Source organism: Pacificibacter marinus, from assembly GCF_900109555.1.
GTDB lineage: Bacteria > Pseudomonadota > Alphaproteobacteria > Rhodobacterales > Rhodobacteraceae > Celeribacter > Celeribacter marinus_C.
Genome location: NZ_FNZV01000004.1, coordinates 117,862 through 138,517, shown reverse-complemented (window position 1 = coordinate 138,517; position 20,656 = coordinate 117,862). Strand labels below are relative to the sequence as shown.

Below are 20,656 nucleotides of genomic sequence, written 5' to 3'. Positions count from 1 at the left end.
CGTTTAAAACCGCACACCCCCAAGGCACAACGGCTCATCTATGGTTGACACTACAGGCCTTTACTGCCTGCCGTATTGGCGATGCAATTTGGCTCGGACGCGATCAAGAAACAGCACATAACGGGCAAATATGGCTAGAGTGGCAACCTCGTAAAAAGGGTTCTGCCCCCGTGTCGCTTCCAATGCTGCCACAACTTTTGGAAGCAACACGCGCTATCAAAATAATAGGACCGAGTTATGTCTTAAACGAGAAAGGTAAGCCATTCTCATCAACAGAAGCGCTACGTATAAGAGTCCAAAGATGGTGCAAAACTGCTGGACTTTCAGGCAGATCATCCCATGGCGTTCGTAAAGCTGTAGCGGAATTGATGACTGAATCTGGGTGCAGTCAGCACCAGATCATGGCCGTAATGGCCCACACCGAAGCAAGCACATCTGAAATCTACACAAAAGGAGTTCAGCGTCGTCTTTTGGCAGCTGATGGCATCAAAGCATTAGCATCTCTGGATTGGTAAGATGTCCCGCAGTCAAAATATGCGGGACACTTTGATCAACAAAACATGAGTTAATCCACTATATAGGTAGTGCAGGGTCGCCCACCATTTTCCTATGATTTTATTGAATATTTTTTCCTACAAGCGATCTCTGCCTAAGTATTGCCTAAGAGACTAGGCAATACTACTTTAACGGCGGTCAAAATGAGAGCAATCGTTCCTCTGTAAATGATGACCTGTAGCTTGCGCAATGCGCTACCAGAATTACGTATTTTATTAGGTTCGAGGTGTTAGCTGTGTGCGAAAATAAGAAGTTTAATCGCTTCGGTCTTTCGCGACAAATTCCAAGTTCCGATAACCATGCCTGATTTGTCTTCAAAGCTTTTGTTGAGAACACGAAGAACGTCTTGCATGGTAATTTCGGCGACGGTTGATGCCCAAATCAAAACGACGCTTCATATATCAGCAAGAAACGTTTTATAGGGTTAAAGTGTGGTCTGCTTGGCATTTACTCTCTTTTGATTTTACCTTTTTCAACCTATACTAGGGCACAATGTTTCCAGTTCCGTGAAAAGATACCAGTCGTATGTCAGGTGAGTCCAAACAGCCAAAATCGTTCAATATCGTGGTCGTCGGCCAAGATGGGCGCCTTATGTATGAGGCCCTATTGTTTGCTGCCTCTCTGCGGGAAAATGATCCGAACTTTAAAGGGCGCCTATTCATTGCCGAACCGCAACCCGGCCCGATGTGGTCAAATGACCCGCGTATGAAACAGGCAGACTTGCTCAGCGCCTTTGCGCGCCTTGGGGCAGAAGTGTTGCCCTTTGAAAGTGTGCATTTCGGCCAATCCTATCCATATGGCAATAAAATCGAAGCCCTCAAGGCACTGCCCGAAGGTGAACCTTTCGTGTTTTTCGACACGGACACATTGATCACAGGACCGGTTTCTGAAATTCCGTTCGATTTTGAACGCCCCTGCGCATCAAGCAAGGTCGAAGGCACATGGCCCGAAATTGAACTTTACGGTCCCGGATATGGCGAAATTTGGAAATCACTCTACGACAAATTTGGGCTAGAGTTTGAAAGCACGCTCGATCTTGAGCAACCAGACGAATATTGGAAACGCTACCTGTACTTCAACGCAGGATTCTTTTTTTACAAATGCCCAAAACTTTTTGGTGACCGTTTTACGCAATATGCCACCGAAATTTTGGCAGACCCGCCCCGTGAAGCCATGCTGCAAAACTTTGACCCTTGGCTCGACCAAGTCGCTTTGCCTTTGGTGATACATTCGTTTGGCGGTGCGCGGCACACGATCCCCCAAGACAGTTTGGATGACAAGATTTCATGCCACTACCGCACTTTTCCACTGCTGTTTGCCCGTGAAAGCGATGACGTCGTGGCCAAGTTGCGCAGTGCTTGTGCGCCCAATTGGATCAAAAAAGTATTGAAAGAATTTGATCCGATCAAACGCAATGTTTATCAGAACAGAGGTGACAAAGTGCGCGCCTTATTTGATCGCGAAAACTTACCACGCCGCGAACAAATGATCCGCAACCGCATCAAAAAAGCCAACATGTGGATGCGCTGATCTGCGTCAAACCGCCAAGTGTTAAAGATCGCTTTTCCTTTGTGCTGGAGCTGCCTTAAGGTAGTATTACAAAACTCAGGAAACGGGCCGCCCTAGCGCGGCAAAGTCAGGTCACGTCAAGCGTATGAAGCCGAATTTTGCCCTCTATTTTAATGACACCGGAATCGCGCTTTTGCACCGCATCTCAAGCGGATGGCACAAAATGGGCGACGTTTCGTTAGACGACCCCAAGATGGACAGTGCTTTGGCGCGTCTGCGCAGCACGGCCACCGCGATTGCCTCATCCGGCCTATCGACTAAACTGGTCATTCCAAACAGCCAGATTTTGTATCGTACCATCCCTGATCCCGGCAACAGCACGTCAAAACGCACCAAAGCCATCGAAGAAGCGCTCATCGGGGCCACCCCTTATCCGCTCGAAGAGCTGGTCTATGACTGGCACGCCTCAGACGAGGGGCTGCAATTGGCGGTGGTGGCGCGTGAAACGCTGGAAGAAGCCGAAGGATTCGCCAAACAGCACCGGTTCAATCCCCTGTCCTTTGTTGCTCTGCCTGATGCTGGCACCTTTGATGCAGAGCCTTTCTTTGGCCGCACCAAATCTGCGGATACACTGATCGGAAAAAGCACAAAAATAGTGCCTGACACACAGGTCATACAAATTCTGCCAGCGCTCAATATGCCGCCAGACGCCACAACTCTTCTACCTGACCCCGTGTCTTTGCCTGAGCCGGTGTCGCGACCTGACCCTGTGCCTCTGCCTAAACAGGTGCCTTTGCCTGATCCAGTACCCCTTCCTGACCCAGTGTCTTTGCCTGATCCTGTGTCTTTACCGGATCCTGTGCCAGCCGCACTCGTTTTTGATCAAATCCCACCAGAAGAGCCGCAAAAAGCCCCAATCGTATCGATTCTATCGAATGAACCTGACGCCACAGACCTTGCGCAAGCAAACGATCAGGACCAGCCATCACACAAACCTGCTGACACAGATTTGGCAGCAACCGCGGATAAAGAAGATGACACACAAGTGCCAAAATCTTTTTTAGATACAGAGCCCAAAGTCGCTCCTTTTGTTCCGACCAAAGGCGCGACTGCCGAAATCGACATAAAGGACCAGATAGATTTACCGCAAGACTCCGCAGCACCAACTGAATTGCAAGACGATACACCAACCGAGACTGAGCAAATGCCCACGCTGAAAGACAGTGTAAATGCGTCAAAGGGCGACGTCTCAGAACCGGAACAGGCACACGCGCCCAAAGCATCAGAGCCGCCTTCGACATTTCAATCCATACGCGCACAGCTTGATGCCAATCAATCTGATGGTGAGCCACGTCAAACACCCTCAGATCAAGCCGCCGATCGTCTCTCTGCAGTGCCATCACGCGTTTTATCTACGGTCGCCCCCAATACACCATCGACTGCCCCGAAATTGCGGGTCACGGCAAAAGACATTCCAATTGAGCCGAACAGCCCACCTGTCAAAGTAAATGGCCCTATCGTTCCAACGCCGCCCTCATCTGGGGAAAACACGGTGACGCCGAACACAGATGTTTCGGGAAAATCTGTGAAAAAAGCCGTGGTGAAGTCACCAAAATCGGCTCCTTTGCCCGAACCGCCAGCCATGCCTGCCCCACCAGCAGCGCCACGTCGTTTTGATTCCCTGCACAGCACGTTAACGCCGCTCAAGCAGCGCTTTAAACGTGGCACACCCAAAACGGCGGACGCGACACCGCACGTGGCAGACCGCACTGATCCGCAGCCCCTCAACACTACAAAGTTGAAAAAACCGTCGACAAACGACACTCCGACAGGCGCGCCCGCGACCAAAGCACCGACATTGCGCCAAAAGCTTTCCACTGGCGGCATTGCGGCGACAGCACTGCTTGCATCAAGTCGCGCACGCAAGATCGAAGAATCTGCCAATGCAGCAACACCCGCCAAGATTGCGTTGGATGACACTGCCGCGCCCTATGTTGATCTGACGTATGAGGATGACACAGGCCCAACACCGCTGTCTGAGGATGCTGCAGGACTGAGTGCGACACCTAAAACATCCGCAGTAGAAAAGCTCAGTACTTTTGGCGCACATAAGAAACCGATCAAAAACAGACGTTTGCCGCTTGGTTTCATTTTGACAGCTTTGTTGATCGCCTTTTTGGCTCTGATCGCACTTTGGGGGTCATGGACGGCCCCTGAAGAAACCACGCAAGACACGGCACAGCTGAACACGCCAACAGCAGAACAGCCCGCGCGCATAGAGCAACCTGCAGAGATACAGCCCGGTGATCTCAGCACAACTGCTGATAATATCCAAGAGGCCACGTCAACAAGCCCAGACACTTTGAATAGTAATGAGGACGAGGTTGATCTGGCATTCGAGCCGCAGTTGCCCTCAAACGATACACCTGTTGATATGGCGCAGGTGACACGCGATTACGAGGCTACAGGCATCTGGTCTCTTCCGCCAGAAAGCGGGACAGGCGGCACCGAAGACAACGCGTCTGATCTGTATATTACGTCAATCGATCCGCAGATTTTGTCGCAAGACCCCGTGGCTTTGCCCATTGTGTTGCCCCATCAAATCGATGCCTTGCCACGCACCAATACGGGCCCTGCACCTGCAGGTACCACATATGATTTTGACGCGCGCGGCCTTGTGCGTGCGACACCTGACGGTGCGGCCACGCCATCGGGGACCATTGTTTTTGCGGGACGGCCTGTGGGTGCGCCAGCTCTGCGCGATGGTGAACGCCCGTCTGAATCAAGCGCTGATACAAACGCCGCATCTGATGCGGTCCGCCTATTGTTGCAAGAATTTACGCCTCGCCTGCGCCCCGAAGGCTTGATTGAACGCAGTGAGCAAGCAAATTTGGGCGGCATAACGCGCGCGCAGCTTGGTGCTTTTATCCCGCGCCAACGTCCGCAATCAGCCCAACAAACCGCACAATCGGATGCCGAAGAAGACGGTGCCGAAGCCCCTGCAGCCACAGCGCCCGTGGTCACTGCATCACTTATTCCAAAAGCGCGCCCGCAAGATATCTCTAAACTTGCAGCTGCCGCCCAAGCTGCGGCACAAGCCGCCGCAACAGCAGGTCAGACAAGCGACAATGCTGCAGCAGCGCGTGTGACGGCAGCCGTGCCAGCCCCAAGACTGCCCACAGGTCCAACCGCCACCACGGTTGCCCGCGCGGCCACGGTGAAGAATGCAATAAATTTACGCAAAGTGAATTTGATGGGGGTCTACGGGGCCAATTCCGATCGCAGAGCGCTTGTCAGATTGCCTTCTGGCCGCCTATCCAAAGTTAAGATCGGCGACCGTTTGGACGGGGGGCGTGTGCAATTCATATCCAGCAACGCGTTGACATACACCAAAGGCAATCGGTCCATCACGTTGAACGTTGGCAGCTAATCCTGCAATCCTTTATGCACAGGCCTACTGTTCCTTTATCTGCATGTTACCAAAGCGACTTAGCTAGCTGCCCAAAGAGTATCCATTAGGGTAACGGCACCGCACCTGAAACCAAAGGTTTAAAAAAACAAATGCTTAGCGCCCTAACGCCATTTTTCATTTATCTTTGCGCAATTGTCATCGCCGTGCCTCTTGCGCGTCATCTCGGGCTCGGATCGGTTTTGGGGTATTTGCTTGCAGGGATCGTGATTGGGCCCGTTTTGGGGTTTGTTGCGCACAGCGAAAGCGAAGACTTGATGCATTTCGCTGAATTTGGTGTGGTGATGATGCTGTTCCTGATCGGGCTGGAATTGGACCCACGCGCCCTTTGGAACATGCGGCATAAGTTGATTGGTATGGGCGGGCTGCAAATCGTATTGACCGTCGGCGCGGTGACCAGCGCGGGCGTCTATATGGGGCTTGTCTGGCAAACGGCACTGGCATTGGGGATGATATTATCTTTGTCATCAACAGCTGTTGTTTTGCAAACCTTGTCTGAGAAAAAGCTCATGCAAACAACCGGAGGGCGGGCGTCTTTTTCTGTTCTCTTAACCCAAGACATTGCGGTCATTCCAATGATTGCCATCCTACCGCTTTTGGCCGTGGGCTCAGGCCTATCAATCAATCCAGATGGGTCAATCGAGCGCGGCGCTATGGTCGCAGAACAAAACCTAACTTGGGTCCAAAGCCTGCCATCATGGGGGGTCACTTTGGTCACCCTTGGGGCTGTAGGGTTGATCATTTTTGCGGGCATTTTCCTAACCCGTCCATTCTTTCGCTTTATTCACACAGCAAATTTACGCGAACTTTATACGGCTGTCTCTTTGTTCATCGTTGTCGGCATCGCGCTTTTGATGGATTTGGTCGGCCTGTCCCCCGCTTTGGGCACGTTTCTTGCGGGCGTAGTTTTGGCAAACTCAGAGTTCAGGCACGAGCTTGAAAGTTCAATCGAGCCCTTCAAAGGTTTGCTTTTGGGACTGTTTTTTATTGCTGTCGGCGCGGGCATTAACTTTTCAATTTTGTTCCGTGATCCCTTTGAAATCATTGGTCTGACACTTGGGTTGATGGTGATGAAAGGCGCTATTTTGCTGCTCATCGGACGGCTGTTTTCATTGCATACGCGTGGGCAATGGCTGTTCGCGCTCTCGCTTGCGCAAGCCGGGGAATTTGGCATGGTGTTGACCAGCTTTGCTTTGCAACAGGGCGTTTTAGAAGCATGGCTGGGCGAGCGTGTTTTGTTAATCATCGCGCTATCGCTGCTCTTTACACCGCTGTTTTTCATCTTCCAAGATTACCTACGCAACCGCATTTCCAGAAAAATGGATGACGGACAGACCTCCGATGAAATTGATGATCAGCAAAAGATTATCATCGCTGGCATTGGGCGATTTGGCCAAGTGGTGAACCGTTTGGTGCGTGCCTCTGGCTTTGAAACTGTTGTCATCGACCATGATCTCAAAACCATTCAAGTGATGCGTAAATTTGGTATCAAAGGCTTTCTGGGCGACCCGACACGGCCTGATCTTTTGCATGCTGCAGGGCTTGAAAGCGCGAAAATCGTCGTCGTGACGTTGGATGATCCAAAGGCCGCGACCAAATTGGTACTTCATGCCCGCAAGGCAAATCCTGATGTGTTTATCATTGCCCGCGCGCGCGATCGCACCCATGTGTATGAGCTGTACCAAGCCGGTGCAGACAAGATTGTGCGTGAAATGTTTGACAGTTCGTTGCGTGCAGGACGCTATGTTTTGGAGCAAATGGGCCTGTCAGAATATGATGCGGCAATGAGTGAAAAGGCTTATTTCCAGCATGACAGACGCGCCTTGCGTGAATTGGCAGATCTGTGGGAACCTGGAAAACCTGTGGCCGATAATCCGGCCTATGTTGAGCGTTCCAAAACACTCGACCGCGATTTGGAAGCCGCTTTGGTGGCTCAGCTTGATCAAGCGCGCAGCACGCAATCCACACCTGAAGAAGAAACATAAAACAGCCCTGCACCGTCAGGCTTGCTGGGCTGTTTTCATCTGATCAGAGAACGTTAAACTTCGGAAACGCCAGCCTCAGCAAAACTAGCCATATCAGAATGACAGGCCACAGCCGCTTTGATCAAAGGAATGGCCAAGGCGGCGCCTGATCCTTCTCCTAAGCGTAAACCAAAATCTAAAAGCGCGTCTTTTCCAAGGCTAGTCAGCAAACGTGCATGACCCGATTCCGCAGAGGCATGCCCAGCAAGACAGTGATCCAATGCGCCTGTCTGAGCTTTTTCAAGCGTCGCCGCAGCGGCGCAACAAATGAACCCATCTAAAACCACAGGAATACGCAAAACCCGTGCGCGCGCAATTGCCCCCGCCATAGCCGCCAGTTCGCGCCCGCCCAAAGCCGCCAAAACATGCAGAGCGTTACGGTCTGCATATTTGGCCACACCTTTGGCGACCACATCTTGTTTGATCTGAAATGCGGCGTCATCGACACCGGTGCCACGCCCCGTCCAATCCGCAGCAGTGCCGCCAAACAACGCGTTGCAAATGGCCGCCGCTGGTGTGGTGTTGCCGATGCCCATTTCACCAACGACCAGCAAATCTGATGCTTCAGACACCGCATTCCAACCGACCAAAAGTGCCGCGACACAATCTTGTTCGGACATCGCGGGCTGGTCGGTGAAGTCATGCGTGGGCCGGTCCAATTCAAGCGCATACACGGACAGGCTTGCCCCTGCATTTCGCGACAATTGATTGATCGCAGCGCCACCTTGTTCAAAGTTCGCGACCATTTGCACGGTCACTTCCGGTGGAAACGCCGATACACCTTGTGCGGTCACACCGTGGTTTCCAGCAAAGACAATCACTTGCGGCGCTTCAATTTTCGGGCGCGCATTTTGACGCCATGACGCATACCACACAGCGATGTCCTCAAGACGACCCAAAGACCCCGCAGGTTTGGTCAAAAGCGCATTTCGTGCCTGTGCATCGGCCAGACTTTGTGCGTTAGCCTGTGGCGCGCGCGCTAAAATGGCCTGAAAAGTGTCAAGCGTGGTGAAACTCATGGGTCAGCTCCGTCATTGTCTTTAGGGTTGGCATTCACTATCTGCTTGGCGACACACAATACAGATCAAACTTGCCACACGGAGCGCTTTCATCATGACACGCCCAACCTTCCGTCCACAGACCGGCGATATCAAAACAGCCTTTGCCCTTTTAACCCGCCTGCCCGTCAACGCACAGTTTGATCGCAGCGCTCAGGCTATTTGGGCCGCTCCTATCGTGGGGGCCGTTGTGGGCATCGTAGCACTGACCACTGCGCTGGTGTGTGGCTGGTTCGGTTTGGGCCAAGGCATAAGTGTCGGGCTTGCCATGGCGAGCAGTGTCATCATAACAGGGGCAATGCACGAAGATGGCATCGCCGACAGTGCAGATGGTTTGTGGGGCGGCTGGACCAAAGAGCGCCGTCTAGAGATCATGCGAGACAGTCACATCGGCACTTACGGTGTCTTGGCGCTGATCATCGTCATGTTGTTGCGGTTCAGTGCGCTCGAGACTTTGCTCAATAACCTGCACTTGGGGAGCTTCATCGCTGCGGCGATCTTATCGCGGGCGGCTATTCCATATGTGATGACATTGCTGCCCCACGCGCGCGCCGATGGTTTGTCGGTGCAAACAGGCCGGCCCAGCCGCCAAACTGCCAGTTTTGGGGCGCTTATCGCGATTGTGCCGTGTTTATTTTTGGTCGGGTTCACGGCTACCGTGATCACAAGCTGCGTATTGATACTTGTTGTCGCGGGGGTGATCAAAATCGCTAAGACCAAGGTTGGCGGGCAGACAGGTGATATTTTGGGGGCAACACAGGTGCTCAGCGAGCTTGCAGCCTTGGCGTGCTTTATTGCAGTCTTGTGATAACGAAACGCGTTTAAGCCATAAAAAAACGCCGCAGGAATGATCCTACGGCGTTTTTAAATTCAGTTTAATTCGCTTACGCTGCGGCTGGTGCGCGTGATGTTAGAACATCGCCAACTGTTTTCGCAGCTTCCGTTTCATCCGTACCCGCAACAGCGGCCACTTCACGGGTCATACGTTCAAGCGCAGCCTCATAGAGCTGGCGCTCAGAATACGACTGTTCGCGTTGATCATCTGTGCGGTGCAAGTCGCGCACAACTTCAGCAATCGCGATCAAATCGCCAGAGTTGATTTTTTGTTCGTATTCCTGTGCACGGCGCGACCACATCGCCCGTTTGACTTTGGCTTTGCCTTTCAGCGTTTTCATGGCGTGGGCCACAACGTCAGGCGACGACAAAGAGCGCATGCCCACTTCGTCAGCTTTGAGTGTTGGAACACGCAATGTCATTTTGTCTTTTTCAAACGCGATGACGAAAAGTTCGAGAGTGAAACCAGCAATTTCTTGTTCTTCGATCGAAACGATCTTGCCAACGCCATGCGACGGGTAAACAACGAAATCATTGGGGCTGTAGTCGGGTTTCTTAGTCTTGCTCATATGCAGTCTGGTTCCTCAAAGAACAGGTATAAACGCCGATCAAAGACCATCACGATCGCGCTGTGTTTGCGGTGAAACGGTGCAAACACGAATGACCTTGGGGTCAGTTTTGACGCGAAAAACTCAAGCCCCAGTCAAACGATGCTGGTGGGGGTTGAGACCGATATGTCTTGATGTTGTTACTCAATCATACCAAAAAAACACGCCTTTTGAAAGCGGCTCGATACGGATCATAGCATTTTCCGCCTGTTTTCAAAGCGATATAGTGAAAAAATGCATCGAATTGTGAAGATTTTATAACGAAAAAGCCCAAATTCGCTCACAAGGCACGGGCTTTCAAAACATGATTCGCAGTTCAAGTGCCACACATCCCAATACACCAGATGCGCAGGGAAATATGCCTCAAAGCTTGGGGCTTATTAGCCGCCTTCACCGGGAGCTTCAGAAAAGTCATTCTCAAGCTTGCCTTCTTGACCGTCTTTTTCTTCATAGCCGGGCATAGGGTCTTTTTTGGACAAGATCACAGGCCAAGCTTCGGAATACTTACGGTTGAATTCAACCCATTTTTCCATAGCAGGTTCTGTGTCAGGACGGATCGCATCCGCAGGACATTCTGGTTCACACACGCCACAGTCGATGCATTCATCGGGATGAATGACCAACATGTTTTCACCCTCGTAGAAACAATCCACGGGGCAGACTTCGACACAGTCTGTGTATTTACAAGAAATACAGTTTTCGATCACGACGTAGGTCATTGCGGCATATCCAGAATATCAAGAAGGACAGAAATCAAGTTTGGCTTTAGCTAACGCCCCTTGCAGGATCATTCAAGCGTGTGAAAGCCGGAAAGGAGGCTCTTGCGACGATCTTTCTTTGTCGGACGACCTTTTCCCTCATATTTAGGCGATGGCGGAACGAATTCCTTTACCTCTGGCTCGGGTGTGAGATCCTCATACAGCAATTGTGCCTCAGGCGCTGGACCGCGTCGTTGACCGCAGGCTTTCAAACGCACGGTTCGCACCACTTTGGCTTGGGTGAAAACAAGCAAATCCCCCTCGCCCACGGCGACAGACGGTTTTGATACTCTATTGGAATTCAACCTAATATTACCGCCGCTGACCACTTTCGTGGCAAGCGAACGGGTTTTGAAAAAGCGGGCATACCATAGCCACTTATCGAGGCGTATCGTGTCCCGCTTTTCCAATTTACTTTTTGTCTTTCAATCCCATCAACGCAGCTGCGAAGGGGTTGTCAGGATCAATAGGTTTTTCTTTGCGCGCAGGACGCGCAGAGAACGCCTGAGGCTTGTTGCCACCTTTGCCACCATCGCGGTTTGGCTTGCCACCGTCTCGACGGGGTTTGCCTTTGCCTTGCGGACGACCTTTACCTTGAGGCGCATCCCCGTCTTGACGACGCGGGTTGCGATTGCCGCCACGGTTTGCACCGCGATTGCCGCCCCATTTGAAGGTGTAGAACACTTCCATTTCGGCAGGTGCTGCATCTACTGGAGTTTCAGCTTCAACTACTTCTGCAGAGGTTTCTACAGGTGTGTCCTCAGCAGGTGCTACTTCAGCGTCAGCAACTGGCGCATCATCCGTCGTCGCAGGCGTTGTTTCCGCGGCAACGTCAACGACAACTGCAGCAGGCTTTTCAGGTGCCGCTTTGACTTTAACACGTTCGCCTTTTTCAGCAGCGTAGCCAAGGCCCGCCATCAAATCAGAGAACTGTTCAAGCGTCATACCCGTGATAGACAACATGTCAGGGTTTGCTTCAAACCCAGCACGGCTGTCTTTCGTGCGCAGCAAATCAGCCAAGCGTTCCAACATATCGATGCGAATCGCGCGGGTGCCAGCCAAACGGTAGCCAGACATCGCGTAGTAGCCTTCGGGCGCATGCAGCATGGCTGGGATCGTCACCAAACCAGGGGGCGGGCTATCAGGAGCCACATCGTGTTTTGCCGACAAAGACCACAACAACAAACGCAAACGCGTTGGTGCAGGCTTCAAAATGGCAGGCATAAAGATGGTGAATTGACCAAAACGAATCCCGTGTTTGCGCAACGCGCCACGGGCCTCTTGATCCAAATCTTTCACTTCAGCAGCCACAGCGCCACGTTCGATCACCCCAAGGTTTTCCACCAAACGGAAAGCAAACCCACGGGCCAACCCTGTTAGCGCTTCGTCTTTTGACATCGCCAAAAGCGGCTCAAACAAGGTTGTGATTTTGCGATCAATGAAATGCTGCAAGCGGCGCGTGACCTTGTCGATCACCTCTTGGCCTGCGACGTCATCAACGAATGCCACCACACGGGGCTTCAAAGCATCATCGCCAGCCACAAGTTTTCCGACAGCTTGATCGCCCCACATGAGGCCACCCTGTTCGGTGAAATCCATTTCGGTGTCCGGTGCATTATAGAACCGGTCAGCACGCAAATGGAACTCAGGCGCCAGCACAGCCACGGCAGCTTGTGCCAATGTCTTTGCTTCATCTGGTGTCGCAGTCGCATCTTGACTGAAACGGAATCCCTCTAGACGGCCGATGAGTTCACCCTCAACCATCACTTCACCTTTATCGTTCACGTCGGCCACTAGGCCCTCCTTCTGCTTCAACCGCCGGAGGAGAACACTCGTCCGCCGGTCAACAAATCTTTGCGTCAGCGCATTGTGTAGCGCATCAGACAATCGGTCTTCTACTGCGCGGGTCTCGGCGCGCCAATGTGTTTCATCGTCGACCCAACCCGTGCGTTGTGCAACATACGTCCAAGTGCGCACATAGGCGAGTCTTTTAGACAATGTATCAATATTGCCTTCAATCCTGTCAATTCGTTTGATCTGTCCAGCCAGCCAATCGTCAGGAACCCGCCCAACCCCATGAAGAAATTCAAATATCCGCTCAAGCAAGCTGGTGTGTTCGCCATGCGAAATTCCGCGGAAATCGGGAATGCGACAGACATCCCACAAAAGCTTCACATCTTTACTGCCGCGAATACGTGGGCGCACCGTTTGCAGCGTGCCCAACGTTTTAAGTGCGGCAAGATCATCTGCCTCGCGCGCTTTGATCAGACTTGGGTCATTGGGGGCCTGTTCCAGCGTCCCAATCAACGTATCCACTGTGCCAAATTCTAACCGCGAATTGCGCCAATTGAGTTTCTTTTGCGGGGTAAAGCGATGCTGCTCTATCGCTTCGACCACCATTTCATCCAGCGGCGACGCTTCGCCTGTGACCCCAAACGTTCCATCAGTTTGATAGCGCCCAGCGCGGCCTGCGATTTGCGCCAACTCATTGGGCATCAATGGGCGCATACGACGGCCATCGAATTTGGTGGTGGCCGAGAATGCCACATGCGTCACATCCAAATTTAGCCCCATCCCGATGGCATCTGTCGCCACCAAGTAATTCACTTCACCGTTTTGGTACATTTCGACCTGCGCATTGCGCGTACGCGGGCTCAGCGCGCCCATGACCACAGCGGCCCCGCCTTTTTGACGGCGCAACAGTTCAGCTATGGCATAGACATTTTCAACGGAAAACCCAACAATCGCCGCGCGTTCGGGCATGCGGCTTAGCTTTTTCGACCCCGAATACGTCAACTTAGACATCCGGTCGAGGCGCATGAATTGAGCTTTGGGCACAAGTTCGGCAATGGCCGATTTCATCGTGTCAGAGCCCAAAAACAACGTTTCATGAGTGCCGCGCGCATGCAAAAGATGGTCCGTAAATACATGCCCACGTGCAGGATCAGCGCACAGTTGAATTTCATCAATCGCAAGAAAATCTGGGCCAATGTCTGTTGGCATCGCCTCAACCGTACACACCCAATACTGTGTGCGTGGGGGAACAATGCGCTCTTCTCCGGTGACCAAAGCCACCACAGAGGGCCCACGAATAGCAACAATACGATCATAGACTTCGCGGGCCAAAAGCCGCAGCGGCAGACCGATCACACCAGTCCTATGGCTGAGCATCCGCTCAATCGCGTAATGCGTTTTGCCAGTGTTGGTTGGCCCTAACACGGCTGTAATACGGGGACCCAGCCCCATCGCGCTGCTCATGGCATCTGCCTTTTTAGTCTTTGGATGTCATTTAGAGTGCAGCACCAACAAGTACCAGTTCCAGTTGTTCAATTCTCTCGTCTAGCCCGACCATATAAGGGTGAAGCTTTTGAATTTCCCGCAAAACTTTTAGAGCGGCCTCATAGCGTTCTAGGTCAGCTAAAATCAGCGCCATGCCGGACATGACCCCAAAATGTCGCGATTCGAGCGTAAGCGTTTTGCCGATGTCCGCCATAGCCGCGCCATAAAGCCCACTATGAAAATACGCTGTGGCGCGCCCATTATAGCCTTCAGCAAACTCAGGCGCGTGATCGATCAACGCGGTGAAATGCTCTATCGCCAAGACAGAATCGCCTTGCTCAAGCGCCGCGCGGCCCAGTTCGAGCAATAAATCCATCGCATCAGACCCAGATCGTGACAATTCATCTTTGATATTTTGCTCAATCAGCGGGGCATCTTGCGCTTGAGCCATAGAAAGTTGGTCAAAAAGTGCATCCAGCTTGTCATTTTGCACAGCAAAAGCCCCTTGTGCCATCGTGAGACACAAGAACGTAACGATACATTTGAGAAACAGTCGCAATCCGTCCATACTATTTCTAACTGTAGCTTCTTGGCTCTGGTGGGCAATGCCCCATATGTAAATGTAATAAAATGAATCAAAGCCAAACGAACCCAAAGGAAGACCAATGAGCGATATCGTATCTGAAGCCGTCAAAGCGCTGAATGAAAAAATCGAAGGCGGATTTGCAGCAGGCAGCGCGAAATTCGTCATCACAGACCAAGGGTCTGTAATTGTTGACGCAGACGGCGCACGCGAAAGCGATGACGACGCGGATGTGACCCTCACAGCCGACCTAGAAACATTCCAAGGCATGATCGAAGGCGATGTCAACCCGACAGCTGCGTTCATGCAAGGCAAGCTGACAGTCGATGGTGACATGGGCATGGCTATGCAACTTGGTGCGGCACTCGCATAGGTTTAAGCTTTTTTAGCCTTGCCTCGCCATAGTGGCGGGGCACACCCTTTTACATACTCAAAATCCTTTCCAACGAGGACCGTCATGCAAACCGCACCTTTTTTCGCAGATGTCAGTGACGGCCCCGATGGTGGCAAAGCCTATTGGCTTAAAACCGCAGATGGAATTCGAATACGCGCAGGCGTTTGGCCCTATACGGGTGATGCCAATGATGGCCAAGCCAAAGGCACCGTATTTGTATTACCGGGCCGCACCGAATGCGTTGAAAAATATGGGCGCGCAGCAAAAGATTTGGCCGCGCGGGGCTATGCGTCGCTGGCGATTGATTGGCGTGGGCAAGGCATTGCAGATCGTCTTTTGCCGGATCGCACAGTCGGCCATGTCAATCAATTTGAAGATTATCAAAAAGATTTGGCAGCAGTCCTAAACATGGCACGCGACCTTGAGCTGCCCAAACCTTGGTTTCTCATCGGCCATTCCATGGGTGGTGCAATAGGCCTACGTGCTTTACTTGAGGGCGCGCCTTTTGAAGCGGCCTCGTTTTGTGCGCCGATGTGGGGCATTGGCCTGACGCCAGTGCAAAAAGTCATGGTACGGTTTTTGGCACCTGTTTTGAGTGTTTTAAAACTGGACAGAAGCCATGCCCCCGGCACCTCAAGCGACACCTATATGATGGTACAAGACTTTGATGGAAACACGCTGACCCGCGATCCTGACATGTACGATTACATGCGCAAACAGGTGGCCGCACATCCTGATTTGGGACTTGGCGGCCCATCGACCCATTGGGTACGCGAATCCATTGGCGAAAATATCTATTTGGACACGCAAGAGTCACCCGATGTGCCTGTGCTGTGCTTTCTTGGTGGCGATGAATCGATCGTCAACACAGCTGCCGTACGCGCGCGCATGGACCGCTGGCCCAGTGGCATATTGGTTGAAATCCCAAATGCCCAGCACGAGATTCCCATGGAAGTGCCGCAAAGCCGCGCGTTGTTTTTCAATCGCTCTTGTGCGCTGTTCGACGCCAATCTTTAAATCCCACCTTTGTCCCATCACTTTGTGATGAAGGGTATGCTTTCTATCGGCCCAATGGGTTGCAAATCCCTATGCCCCGTTCCTAAGTAATACACCACACGAACAGGAGAATTTCATGCGTTTCAGCTATACATCTGCCTTTGGTCCCCAAGCATTTGACACCCGCGCCTATGACAGCCGCGTTTTTGACACGCAAGCAGGGTCAGCGGCGGGCGATTTTGGCGATTTGCCCGAGTGGGATCTGAGCGATCTCTACCCTGCGGTCGATGCCCCAGAAGTGAAACGCGATCTGGATTGGCTGGAAGAGGCCTGTGCCTCATTCGCCAATGATTTCGAAGGTAAATTGGCCGATCTGGATGGCGCTGCAATGTACGACTGTATCTTGCGCAACGAGCGGATCAGCCAAGTTGCAGGGCGTCTTGGGTCATATGCGGGGCTTTTGTACTACCAAAACACAGTCGATGGCACGCGCGCGAAATTCTTTTCCGACATCCAAGATAAAATCACAAACTTCACCGCGCCTTTGGTGTTTTTCTCACTCGAAGTGAACCGCATTGCCGATAACACGGTTGAATCGATGCTCGAACACGCGGACCTTGCGCGGTATCGACCCATCTTTGAGCGTATGCGCAAAATGCGCCCCTACCAGTTGTCCGATGAACTTGAACGCTACGAACACGACATGTCCGTGGTCGGCGCTTCGGCGTGGAATAAACTGTTCGACGAAACTGTCGCGGACCTGAAATTCAACGTCGATGGAACGGAACTGGGGCTTGAAGCGGCGGCCACATTGATGAGCGACCAAGATCGCAGCAAACGTGAAGCTGCGGCACGCGAAGTGGCCAATGTGCTGGGCAAGAATATCAAAACCTTTACCCGCGTCCACAACACGCTGGCGAAAATGGGCGATGTCGAAGACAAATGGCGCGGTATGCCGACGCCACAAACAGGGCGGCATCTGTCCAATGATGTGGAACCCGAAGTGGTTGAGGCCCTGCGTGATGCGGTTGTCGCGGCCTACCCCAAACTGTCGCACCGCTACTATGAGCTCAAACGCGGTTGGCTGGGGCTTGATAAATTACAGGTCTGGGACCGTAATGCACCGCTGCCGATGGAAGATGACAAAGCCGTTCAATGGGATGACGCCCGCAAGATGGTGATGGACGCCTATGCAGGCTTTCACCCGAAAATGGCAGAGCTTGCCGAACCGTTTTTCACCAAAGGCTGGATTGATGCAGGCGTCAAAGACGGCAAAGCTCCTGGTGCTTTCGCCCATCCAACCGTGACAGACGCGCACCCCTATGTGATGCTGAATTACCTTGGAAAACAACGTGATGTCATGACATTGGCCCACGAACTTGGTCATGGTGTGCACCAAGTTTTGGCCGCCGAGCAAGGCGAACTTTTGTCTAGCACCCCGCTGACTCTGGCCGAAACGGCATCTGTCTTTGGTGAAATGCTGACGTTCCAAAAGATGCTTGCCGGAGCAAAAACCCAAAACGAACGCAAGGTTCTTTTGGCGGGTAAAGTCGAGGATTCAATCAACACGCTGGTGCGCCAAATCGCGTTCTACGACTTTGAATGCAAACTGCATGACGCGCGCAAAGGCGGCGAACTGACATCTGAAACCATCAATGATCTGTGGATGTCCGTTCAAGGTGAAAGCCTTGGGCCTGCATTCGAGTTCATGGATGGGTATGAAACGTTCTGGTCCTACATCCCGCATTTCGTCCACTCGCCCTTTTATGTCTACGCCTATGCGTTTGGCGATGGATTGGTGAACGCGCTCTATGCGGCCTATGTGGAAAACCCCGAAGGCTTCCAAGACAAATACTTCGACATGCTTAAAGCGGGCGGATCGAAACATCACACCGAACTTTTGGCCCCCTTTGGCCTTGATGCCTCAGATCCCAAATTCTGGGACAAAGGCCTGTCGATGATCTCAAGCATGATCGATGAACTTGAGGCGATGGATTAAACAAAAAGCCCCCGAAATTACATCGGGGGCTTTTTCAAAAGACGATCAGCAACTTGTCAGTTCAATCCAATTCCGTCCACGGCCAAGGTTTGACCTCGGACGCTGCCGTTTGATAGCGGATCGCTTTGGCCATCCAGATACCCAAATCCGTACCCAGTTCTGCGATGCGCGTGTTGGGTTTGCCTTTGCCAAGCACCACAAACACCAGCTGTAAAAACGTCAGCAAAACCAAAAGCGTTTTTGACAGACTGATCATGATCGCGATCAAAATCATAAAGAACACACGGTGAAGAATGTTTTCTTCCAGTGTTTCAGGCACCTTAGGCGTCATATTTTCCAGATCAGGCATCACGTCATCAAACTCATGTGGGTCGGCCATTGTTTTATCCTTTGAGCATCGCTCTATCGTTTGTCTGCCGCAAAGATACGGTCGATCATATCTTGGGTGCCACGCGCATTCTCTAGCGTCCAAGGATAATCTTTATGTGCACCCTGCCCTGCACGCACGGTGGTACAGAAATTTTGAACTTGGTTTACATAGTGGTTCGCGCCGCTGAAATGTTCAACCACCTCATTGTTCGACATATCTGCCACGTGCAGCCGTGTGGGGCCAAACAAATTCGCATTGAAAGGCGTTTCCACGGTCAATACACCCGTGGTTCCGTGAAACCGAATGCTCTGCGCAGGGCACATCCGCATCGATGTCAGCGCATGATAGGAAAACGTGTCAAACTGTGCGTTGATTTCAGCGGTGACATCCACCTCATTCTCGTAGCGAATGTTGGTATGGGTGATCTCACGCGGCTCTTGCCCCGTGGCCCAACGCGCAGCACCATAGGTGTACACGCCGATATCGCGAATAGACCCGCCACCGGTTTCAGGCCGATTGCGAATGTTGTCCATATCGCTGTTGCTATAGGAAAACACCGTTTCAACATGAATCACATCGCCAATTGCACCGTCGGACAAAAGCTGTTTGGCGCGGGCCCATTGTGGGTGATGCACGATCATATAAGCTTCGGCGCACAAAAGCCCTGTCTCGTCGCGTAGAGCAATCAAATCATCGACTTGGCTTGCGGTCATTGCGATCGGTTTTTCGGTCAAAACATGTTTGCCCGCACGCATCGCTTTAAGCGTCCATTCAACGTGAATATGATTGGGCAGCGGCGCGTAGATCGCATCAATGTCATCACGCGCCAACAATGCGTCATAGTCGGTCTCGACCTCAAGTTCAGGGCAAAATGCCTGAAATCCTACGGCCTTAGCCGGATCAGACGTGGCCAAAGCCACGAGTTGAGCCCCTTCGGCGGCGTGAATGGCACGCGCCATATGCTGTTTTGCAAAATTAGCAGCGCCCAAAACGCCCCAGCGGATAGGTTTGCTCATGGTGGTCTCCTCCGTATACCCAAACCCAAGCATGACAGAGGGACGCGTGAAGAAAAAGGGGGTAATTCTGCACAAGCACCATGCAGGTGGTATATTTCAATCCCTTAGAGACAAGCGCAAAAGGAGCAGCCATGGCCACTCCTTTTGAACTTATCGACTAAATGTTTGTATCGTCGTTACACGTCTTCGAACACGCCACTTTCCACGGCCAGCTCTTTCATCCGCGCCTGCAGTTTTTCAAAAGCACGCACTTCAATTTGGCGGATGCGTTCACGCGATACGCTGTATTGTTCGGACAACGCCTCTAACGTGATAGGTTTGTCCTCAAGTCGACGCAGAGTTAGAATGTCTTTCTCACGGTCGTTGAGCACATCCATCGCTTGCACGAGCAAAGCATGGCGGCTTTCCATTTCATCTTTGGCTTCATAATCGCCAGCTTGGTCCGCGCTTTCGTCTTCAAGCCAATCTTGCCACTGTGCCGTTCCGCCATCTTCAGACCCAACAGTCGCATTCAAAGAAGCATCCCCGCCAGACATACGGCGGTTCATTGACACAACTTCAGCTTCGGTCACGCCCAGATCGGTGGCGATCCGTTTGACGTTTTCAGGACGCAAATCGCCCTCTTCCAAAGCGCCAATACGGTTTTTGGCTTTGCGCAAATTAAAGAACAGTTTCTTTTGCGCTGACGTTGTGCCGAGTTTTACCAGGCTCCAAGAGCGCAACACGTATTCTTGAATAGACGCACGAATCCACCACATCGCGTAAGTAGACAGACGGAAGCCTTTTTCAGGATCAAAACGTTTCACGGCCTGCATCAAGCCCACATTGGCCTCAGACACCACTTCGGCTTGCGGCAACCCGTAGCCGCGATAGCCCATGGCGATTTTTGCCGCCAATCGCAGATGCGATGTTACAAGTTTATGCGCCGCACCAGAGTCTTCATGGTCGACCCAGCGTTTGGCTAGCATGTACTCTTCTTCAGGCTCCAGCATGGGGAACTTACGGATTTCCTGCATGTAGCGGTTGAGACCCTGTTCCGGGCTCGGGGCTGGTAGGTTTGTATAATTGCTCATATTCGGGTCGCTCCCATGTCTGGACCTAATGTTATAGGTGTTAACATGCAAATAAGGTCACTGTTATGACGGTTCAAGGTTTGCAAAGCAAAAAGTTAACTTTGTTCGCTACCATCAATCTTTATACGAAA

At 52.0% G+C, this 20,656-nt stretch carries 18 protein-coding genes; 8 read left to right on the top strand and 10 right to left on the bottom strand.

Going from position 1 to position 20,656, the window contains the following annotated elements:
- Positions 1-44 precede the first annotated feature (44 nt).
- On the top strand, positions 45-515 hold the full coding sequence (locus BM025_RS19475) for a tyrosine-type recombinase/integrase (RefSeq protein ID WP_244515531.1): 471 nt from the start codon (positions 45-47) through the stop codon (positions 513-515).
- Positions 516-784: 269 nt separating this feature from the next.
- Here BM025_RS19475 and BM025_RS19140 read toward each other — a convergent pair whose 3' ends face one another.
- Positions 785-940 (bottom strand): hypothetical protein, encoded by a 156-nt coding sequence (locus BM025_RS19140; protein ID WP_170842142.1) that lies wholly within the window; start codon positions 938-940, stop codon positions 785-787.
- Positions 941-1,080: 140 nt separating this feature from the next.
- Here BM025_RS19140 and BM025_RS07185 point away from each other — a divergent pair, with 140 nt between their 5' ends.
- The 3 genes from BM025_RS07185 (at position 1,081) to BM025_RS07175 (ending at position 7,518) form a co-directional block, all read left to right on the top strand.
- Positions 1,081-2,085, top strand: a complete 1,005-nt coding sequence (locus tag BM025_RS07185) for a hypothetical protein (protein WP_085849076.1) — start codon at positions 1,081-1,083, stop codon at positions 2,083-2,085.
- A gap of 202 nt (positions 2,086-2,287) precedes the next feature.
- A complete protein-coding gene (locus BM025_RS07180) occupies positions 2,288-5,494 on the top strand; it encodes a hypothetical protein (protein ID WP_139204553.1) in 3,207 nt (1,068 codons plus the stop codon).
- Between the two features lie 131 nt (positions 5,495-5,625).
- Entirely contained in the window at positions 5,626-7,518 is a 1,893-nt protein-coding gene (locus BM025_RS07175) for a monovalent cation:proton antiporter-2 (CPA2) family protein (protein ID WP_085849078.1), read from the top strand.
- Positions 7,519-7,571: 53 nt separating this feature from the next.
- Here BM025_RS07175 and cobT read toward each other — a convergent pair whose 3' ends face one another.
- On the bottom strand, positions 7,572-8,576 hold the full coding sequence (gene cobT, locus BM025_RS07170) for a nicotinate-nucleotide--dimethylbenzimidazole phosphoribosyltransferase (protein ID WP_085849079.1): 1,005 nt from the start codon (positions 8,574-8,576) through the stop codon (positions 7,572-7,574).
- Positions 8,577-8,670: 94 nt separating this feature from the next.
- Between cobT and cobS the strand changes: the two genes are divergently transcribed.
- Positions 8,671-9,423, top strand: coding sequence for an adenosylcobinamide-GDP ribazoletransferase (gene cobS, locus BM025_RS07165; RefSeq protein WP_085849080.1), 753 nt, complete (start codon positions 8,671-8,673; stop codon positions 9,421-9,423).
- Between the two features lie 76 nt (positions 9,424-9,499).
- Here cobS and BM025_RS07160 read toward each other — a convergent pair whose 3' ends face one another.
- The 5 genes from BM025_RS07160 to BM025_RS07140 form a co-directional block, all read right to left on the bottom strand.
- Positions 9,500-10,018: a CarD family transcriptional regulator gene (locus tag BM025_RS07160; RefSeq protein WP_085849081.1), complete on the bottom strand. Its 519-nt coding sequence runs from the start codon at positions 10,016-10,018 to the stop codon at positions 9,500-9,502.
- A 419-nt stretch (positions 10,019-10,437) separates the two neighbouring features.
- The gene (fdxA, locus tag BM025_RS07155) at positions 10,438-10,776 is read right to left on the bottom strand and encodes a ferredoxin FdxA (RefSeq protein ID WP_085849082.1); all 339 of its coding nucleotides are present in this window, start codon (positions 10,774-10,776) and stop codon (positions 10,438-10,440) included.
- Positions 10,777-10,844: 68 nt separating this feature from the next.
- On the bottom strand, positions 10,845-11,225 hold the full coding sequence (locus BM025_RS07150) for an RNA-binding S4 domain-containing protein (RefSeq protein ID WP_085849083.1): 381 nt from the start codon (positions 11,223-11,225) through the stop codon (positions 10,845-10,847).
- A 1-nt stretch (position 11,226) separates the two neighbouring features.
- Entirely contained in the window at positions 11,227-14,073 is a 2,847-nt protein-coding gene (locus tag BM025_RS07145) for a helicase-related protein (protein ID WP_085849084.1), read from the bottom strand.
- A 31-nt stretch (positions 14,074-14,104) separates the two neighbouring features.
- Positions 14,105-14,662: a tetratricopeptide repeat protein gene (locus BM025_RS07140; protein WP_085849085.1), complete on the bottom strand. Its 558-nt coding sequence runs from the start codon at positions 14,660-14,662 to the stop codon at positions 14,105-14,107.
- 97 nt (positions 14,663-14,759) lie between these two features.
- Between BM025_RS07140 and BM025_RS07135 the strand changes: the two genes are divergently transcribed.
- From BM025_RS07135 to BM025_RS07125, 3 genes are all read left to right on the top strand, one after another.
- On the top strand, positions 14,760-15,050 hold the full coding sequence (locus BM025_RS07135; protein WP_085849086.1) for an SCP2 sterol-binding domain-containing protein: 291 nt from the start codon (positions 14,760-14,762) through the stop codon (positions 15,048-15,050).
- An 84-nt stretch (positions 15,051-15,134) separates the two neighbouring features.
- Entirely contained in the window at positions 15,135-16,088 is a 954-nt protein-coding gene (locus BM025_RS07130) for an alpha/beta fold hydrolase (RefSeq protein ID WP_085849087.1), read from the top strand.
- Between the two features lie 115 nt (positions 16,089-16,203).
- On the top strand, positions 16,204-18,066 hold the full coding sequence (locus BM025_RS07125; protein ID WP_085849088.1) for a M3 family oligoendopeptidase: 1,863 nt from the start codon (positions 16,204-16,206) through the stop codon (positions 18,064-18,066).
- A gap of 61 nt (positions 18,067-18,127) precedes the next feature.
- Here BM025_RS07125 and BM025_RS07120 read toward each other — a convergent pair whose 3' ends face one another.
- The 3 genes from BM025_RS07120 to rpoH form a co-directional block, all read right to left on the bottom strand.
- Positions 18,128-18,445 carry a DUF4389 domain-containing protein gene (locus BM025_RS07120; RefSeq protein WP_085849089.1) on the bottom strand — a complete coding sequence of 106 codons (318 nt, stop codon included), beginning with the start codon at positions 18,443-18,445 and terminating at the stop codon, positions 18,128-18,130.
- A gap of 23 nt (positions 18,446-18,468) precedes the next feature.
- Positions 18,469-19,452, bottom strand: coding sequence for a Gfo/Idh/MocA family protein (locus tag BM025_RS07115; protein WP_085849090.1), 984 nt, complete (start codon positions 19,450-19,452; stop codon positions 18,469-18,471).
- Between the two features lie 176 nt (positions 19,453-19,628).
- Complete coding sequence (rpoH, locus tag BM025_RS07110; RefSeq protein ID WP_085849091.1) at positions 19,629-20,525, bottom strand: RNA polymerase sigma factor RpoH; 897 nt, start codon at positions 20,523-20,525, stop codon at positions 19,629-19,631.
- Between the last annotated feature and the right edge of the window lie 131 nt (positions 20,526-20,656).

Excerpts from the sequence above, each read along its gene's own strand:
- BM025_RS07185 (WP_085849076.1), top strand. The coding sequence starts at position 1,081 with ATGTCAGGTGAGTCCAAACAGCCAAAATCGTTCAATATCGTGGTCGTC.
- BM025_RS07180 (WP_139204553.1), top strand. The coding sequence starts at position 2,288 with ATGGGCGACGTTTCGTTAGACGACCCCAAGATGGACAGTGCTTTGGCG.
- BM025_RS07175 (WP_085849078.1), top strand. The coding sequence starts at position 5,626 with ATGCTTAGCGCCCTAACGCCATTTTTCATTTATCTTTGCGCAATTGTC.
- cobT (WP_085849079.1), bottom strand. The coding sequence starts at position 8,576 with ATGAGTTTCACCACGCTTGACACTTTTCAGGCCATTTTAGCGCGCGCG.
- cobS (WP_085849080.1), top strand. The coding sequence starts at position 8,671 with ATGACACGCCCAACCTTCCGTCCACAGACCGGCGATATCAAAACAGCC.
- BM025_RS07160 (WP_085849081.1), bottom strand. The coding sequence starts at position 10,018 with ATGAGCAAGACTAAGAAACCCGACTACAGCCCCAATGATTTCGTTGTT.
- fdxA (WP_085849082.1), bottom strand. The coding sequence starts at position 10,776 with ATGACCTACGTCGTGATCGAAAACTGTATTTCTTGTAAATACACAGAC.
- BM025_RS07145 (WP_085849084.1), bottom strand. The coding sequence starts at position 14,073 with ATGAGCAGCGCGATGGGGCTGGGTCCCCGTATTACAGCCGTGTTAGGG.
- BM025_RS07140 (WP_085849085.1), bottom strand. The coding sequence starts at position 14,662 with ATGGACGGATTGCGACTGTTTCTCAAATGTATCGTTACGTTCTTGTGT.
- BM025_RS07135 (WP_085849086.1), top strand. The coding sequence starts at position 14,760 with ATGAGCGATATCGTATCTGAAGCCGTCAAAGCGCTGAATGAAAAAATC.
- BM025_RS07130 (WP_085849087.1), top strand. The coding sequence starts at position 15,135 with ATGCAAACCGCACCTTTTTTCGCAGATGTCAGTGACGGCCCCGATGGT.
- BM025_RS07125 (WP_085849088.1), top strand. The coding sequence starts at position 16,204 with ATGCGTTTCAGCTATACATCTGCCTTTGGTCCCCAAGCATTTGACACC.
- BM025_RS07120 (WP_085849089.1), bottom strand. The coding sequence starts at position 18,445 with ATGGCCGACCCACATGAGTTTGATGACGTGATGCCTGATCTGGAAAAT.
- BM025_RS07115 (WP_085849090.1), bottom strand. The coding sequence starts at position 19,452 with ATGAGCAAACCTATCCGCTGGGGCGTTTTGGGCGCTGCTAATTTTGCA.
- rpoH (WP_085849091.1), bottom strand. The coding sequence starts at position 20,525 with ATGAGCAATTATACAAACCTACCAGCCCCGAGCCCGGAACAGGGTCTC.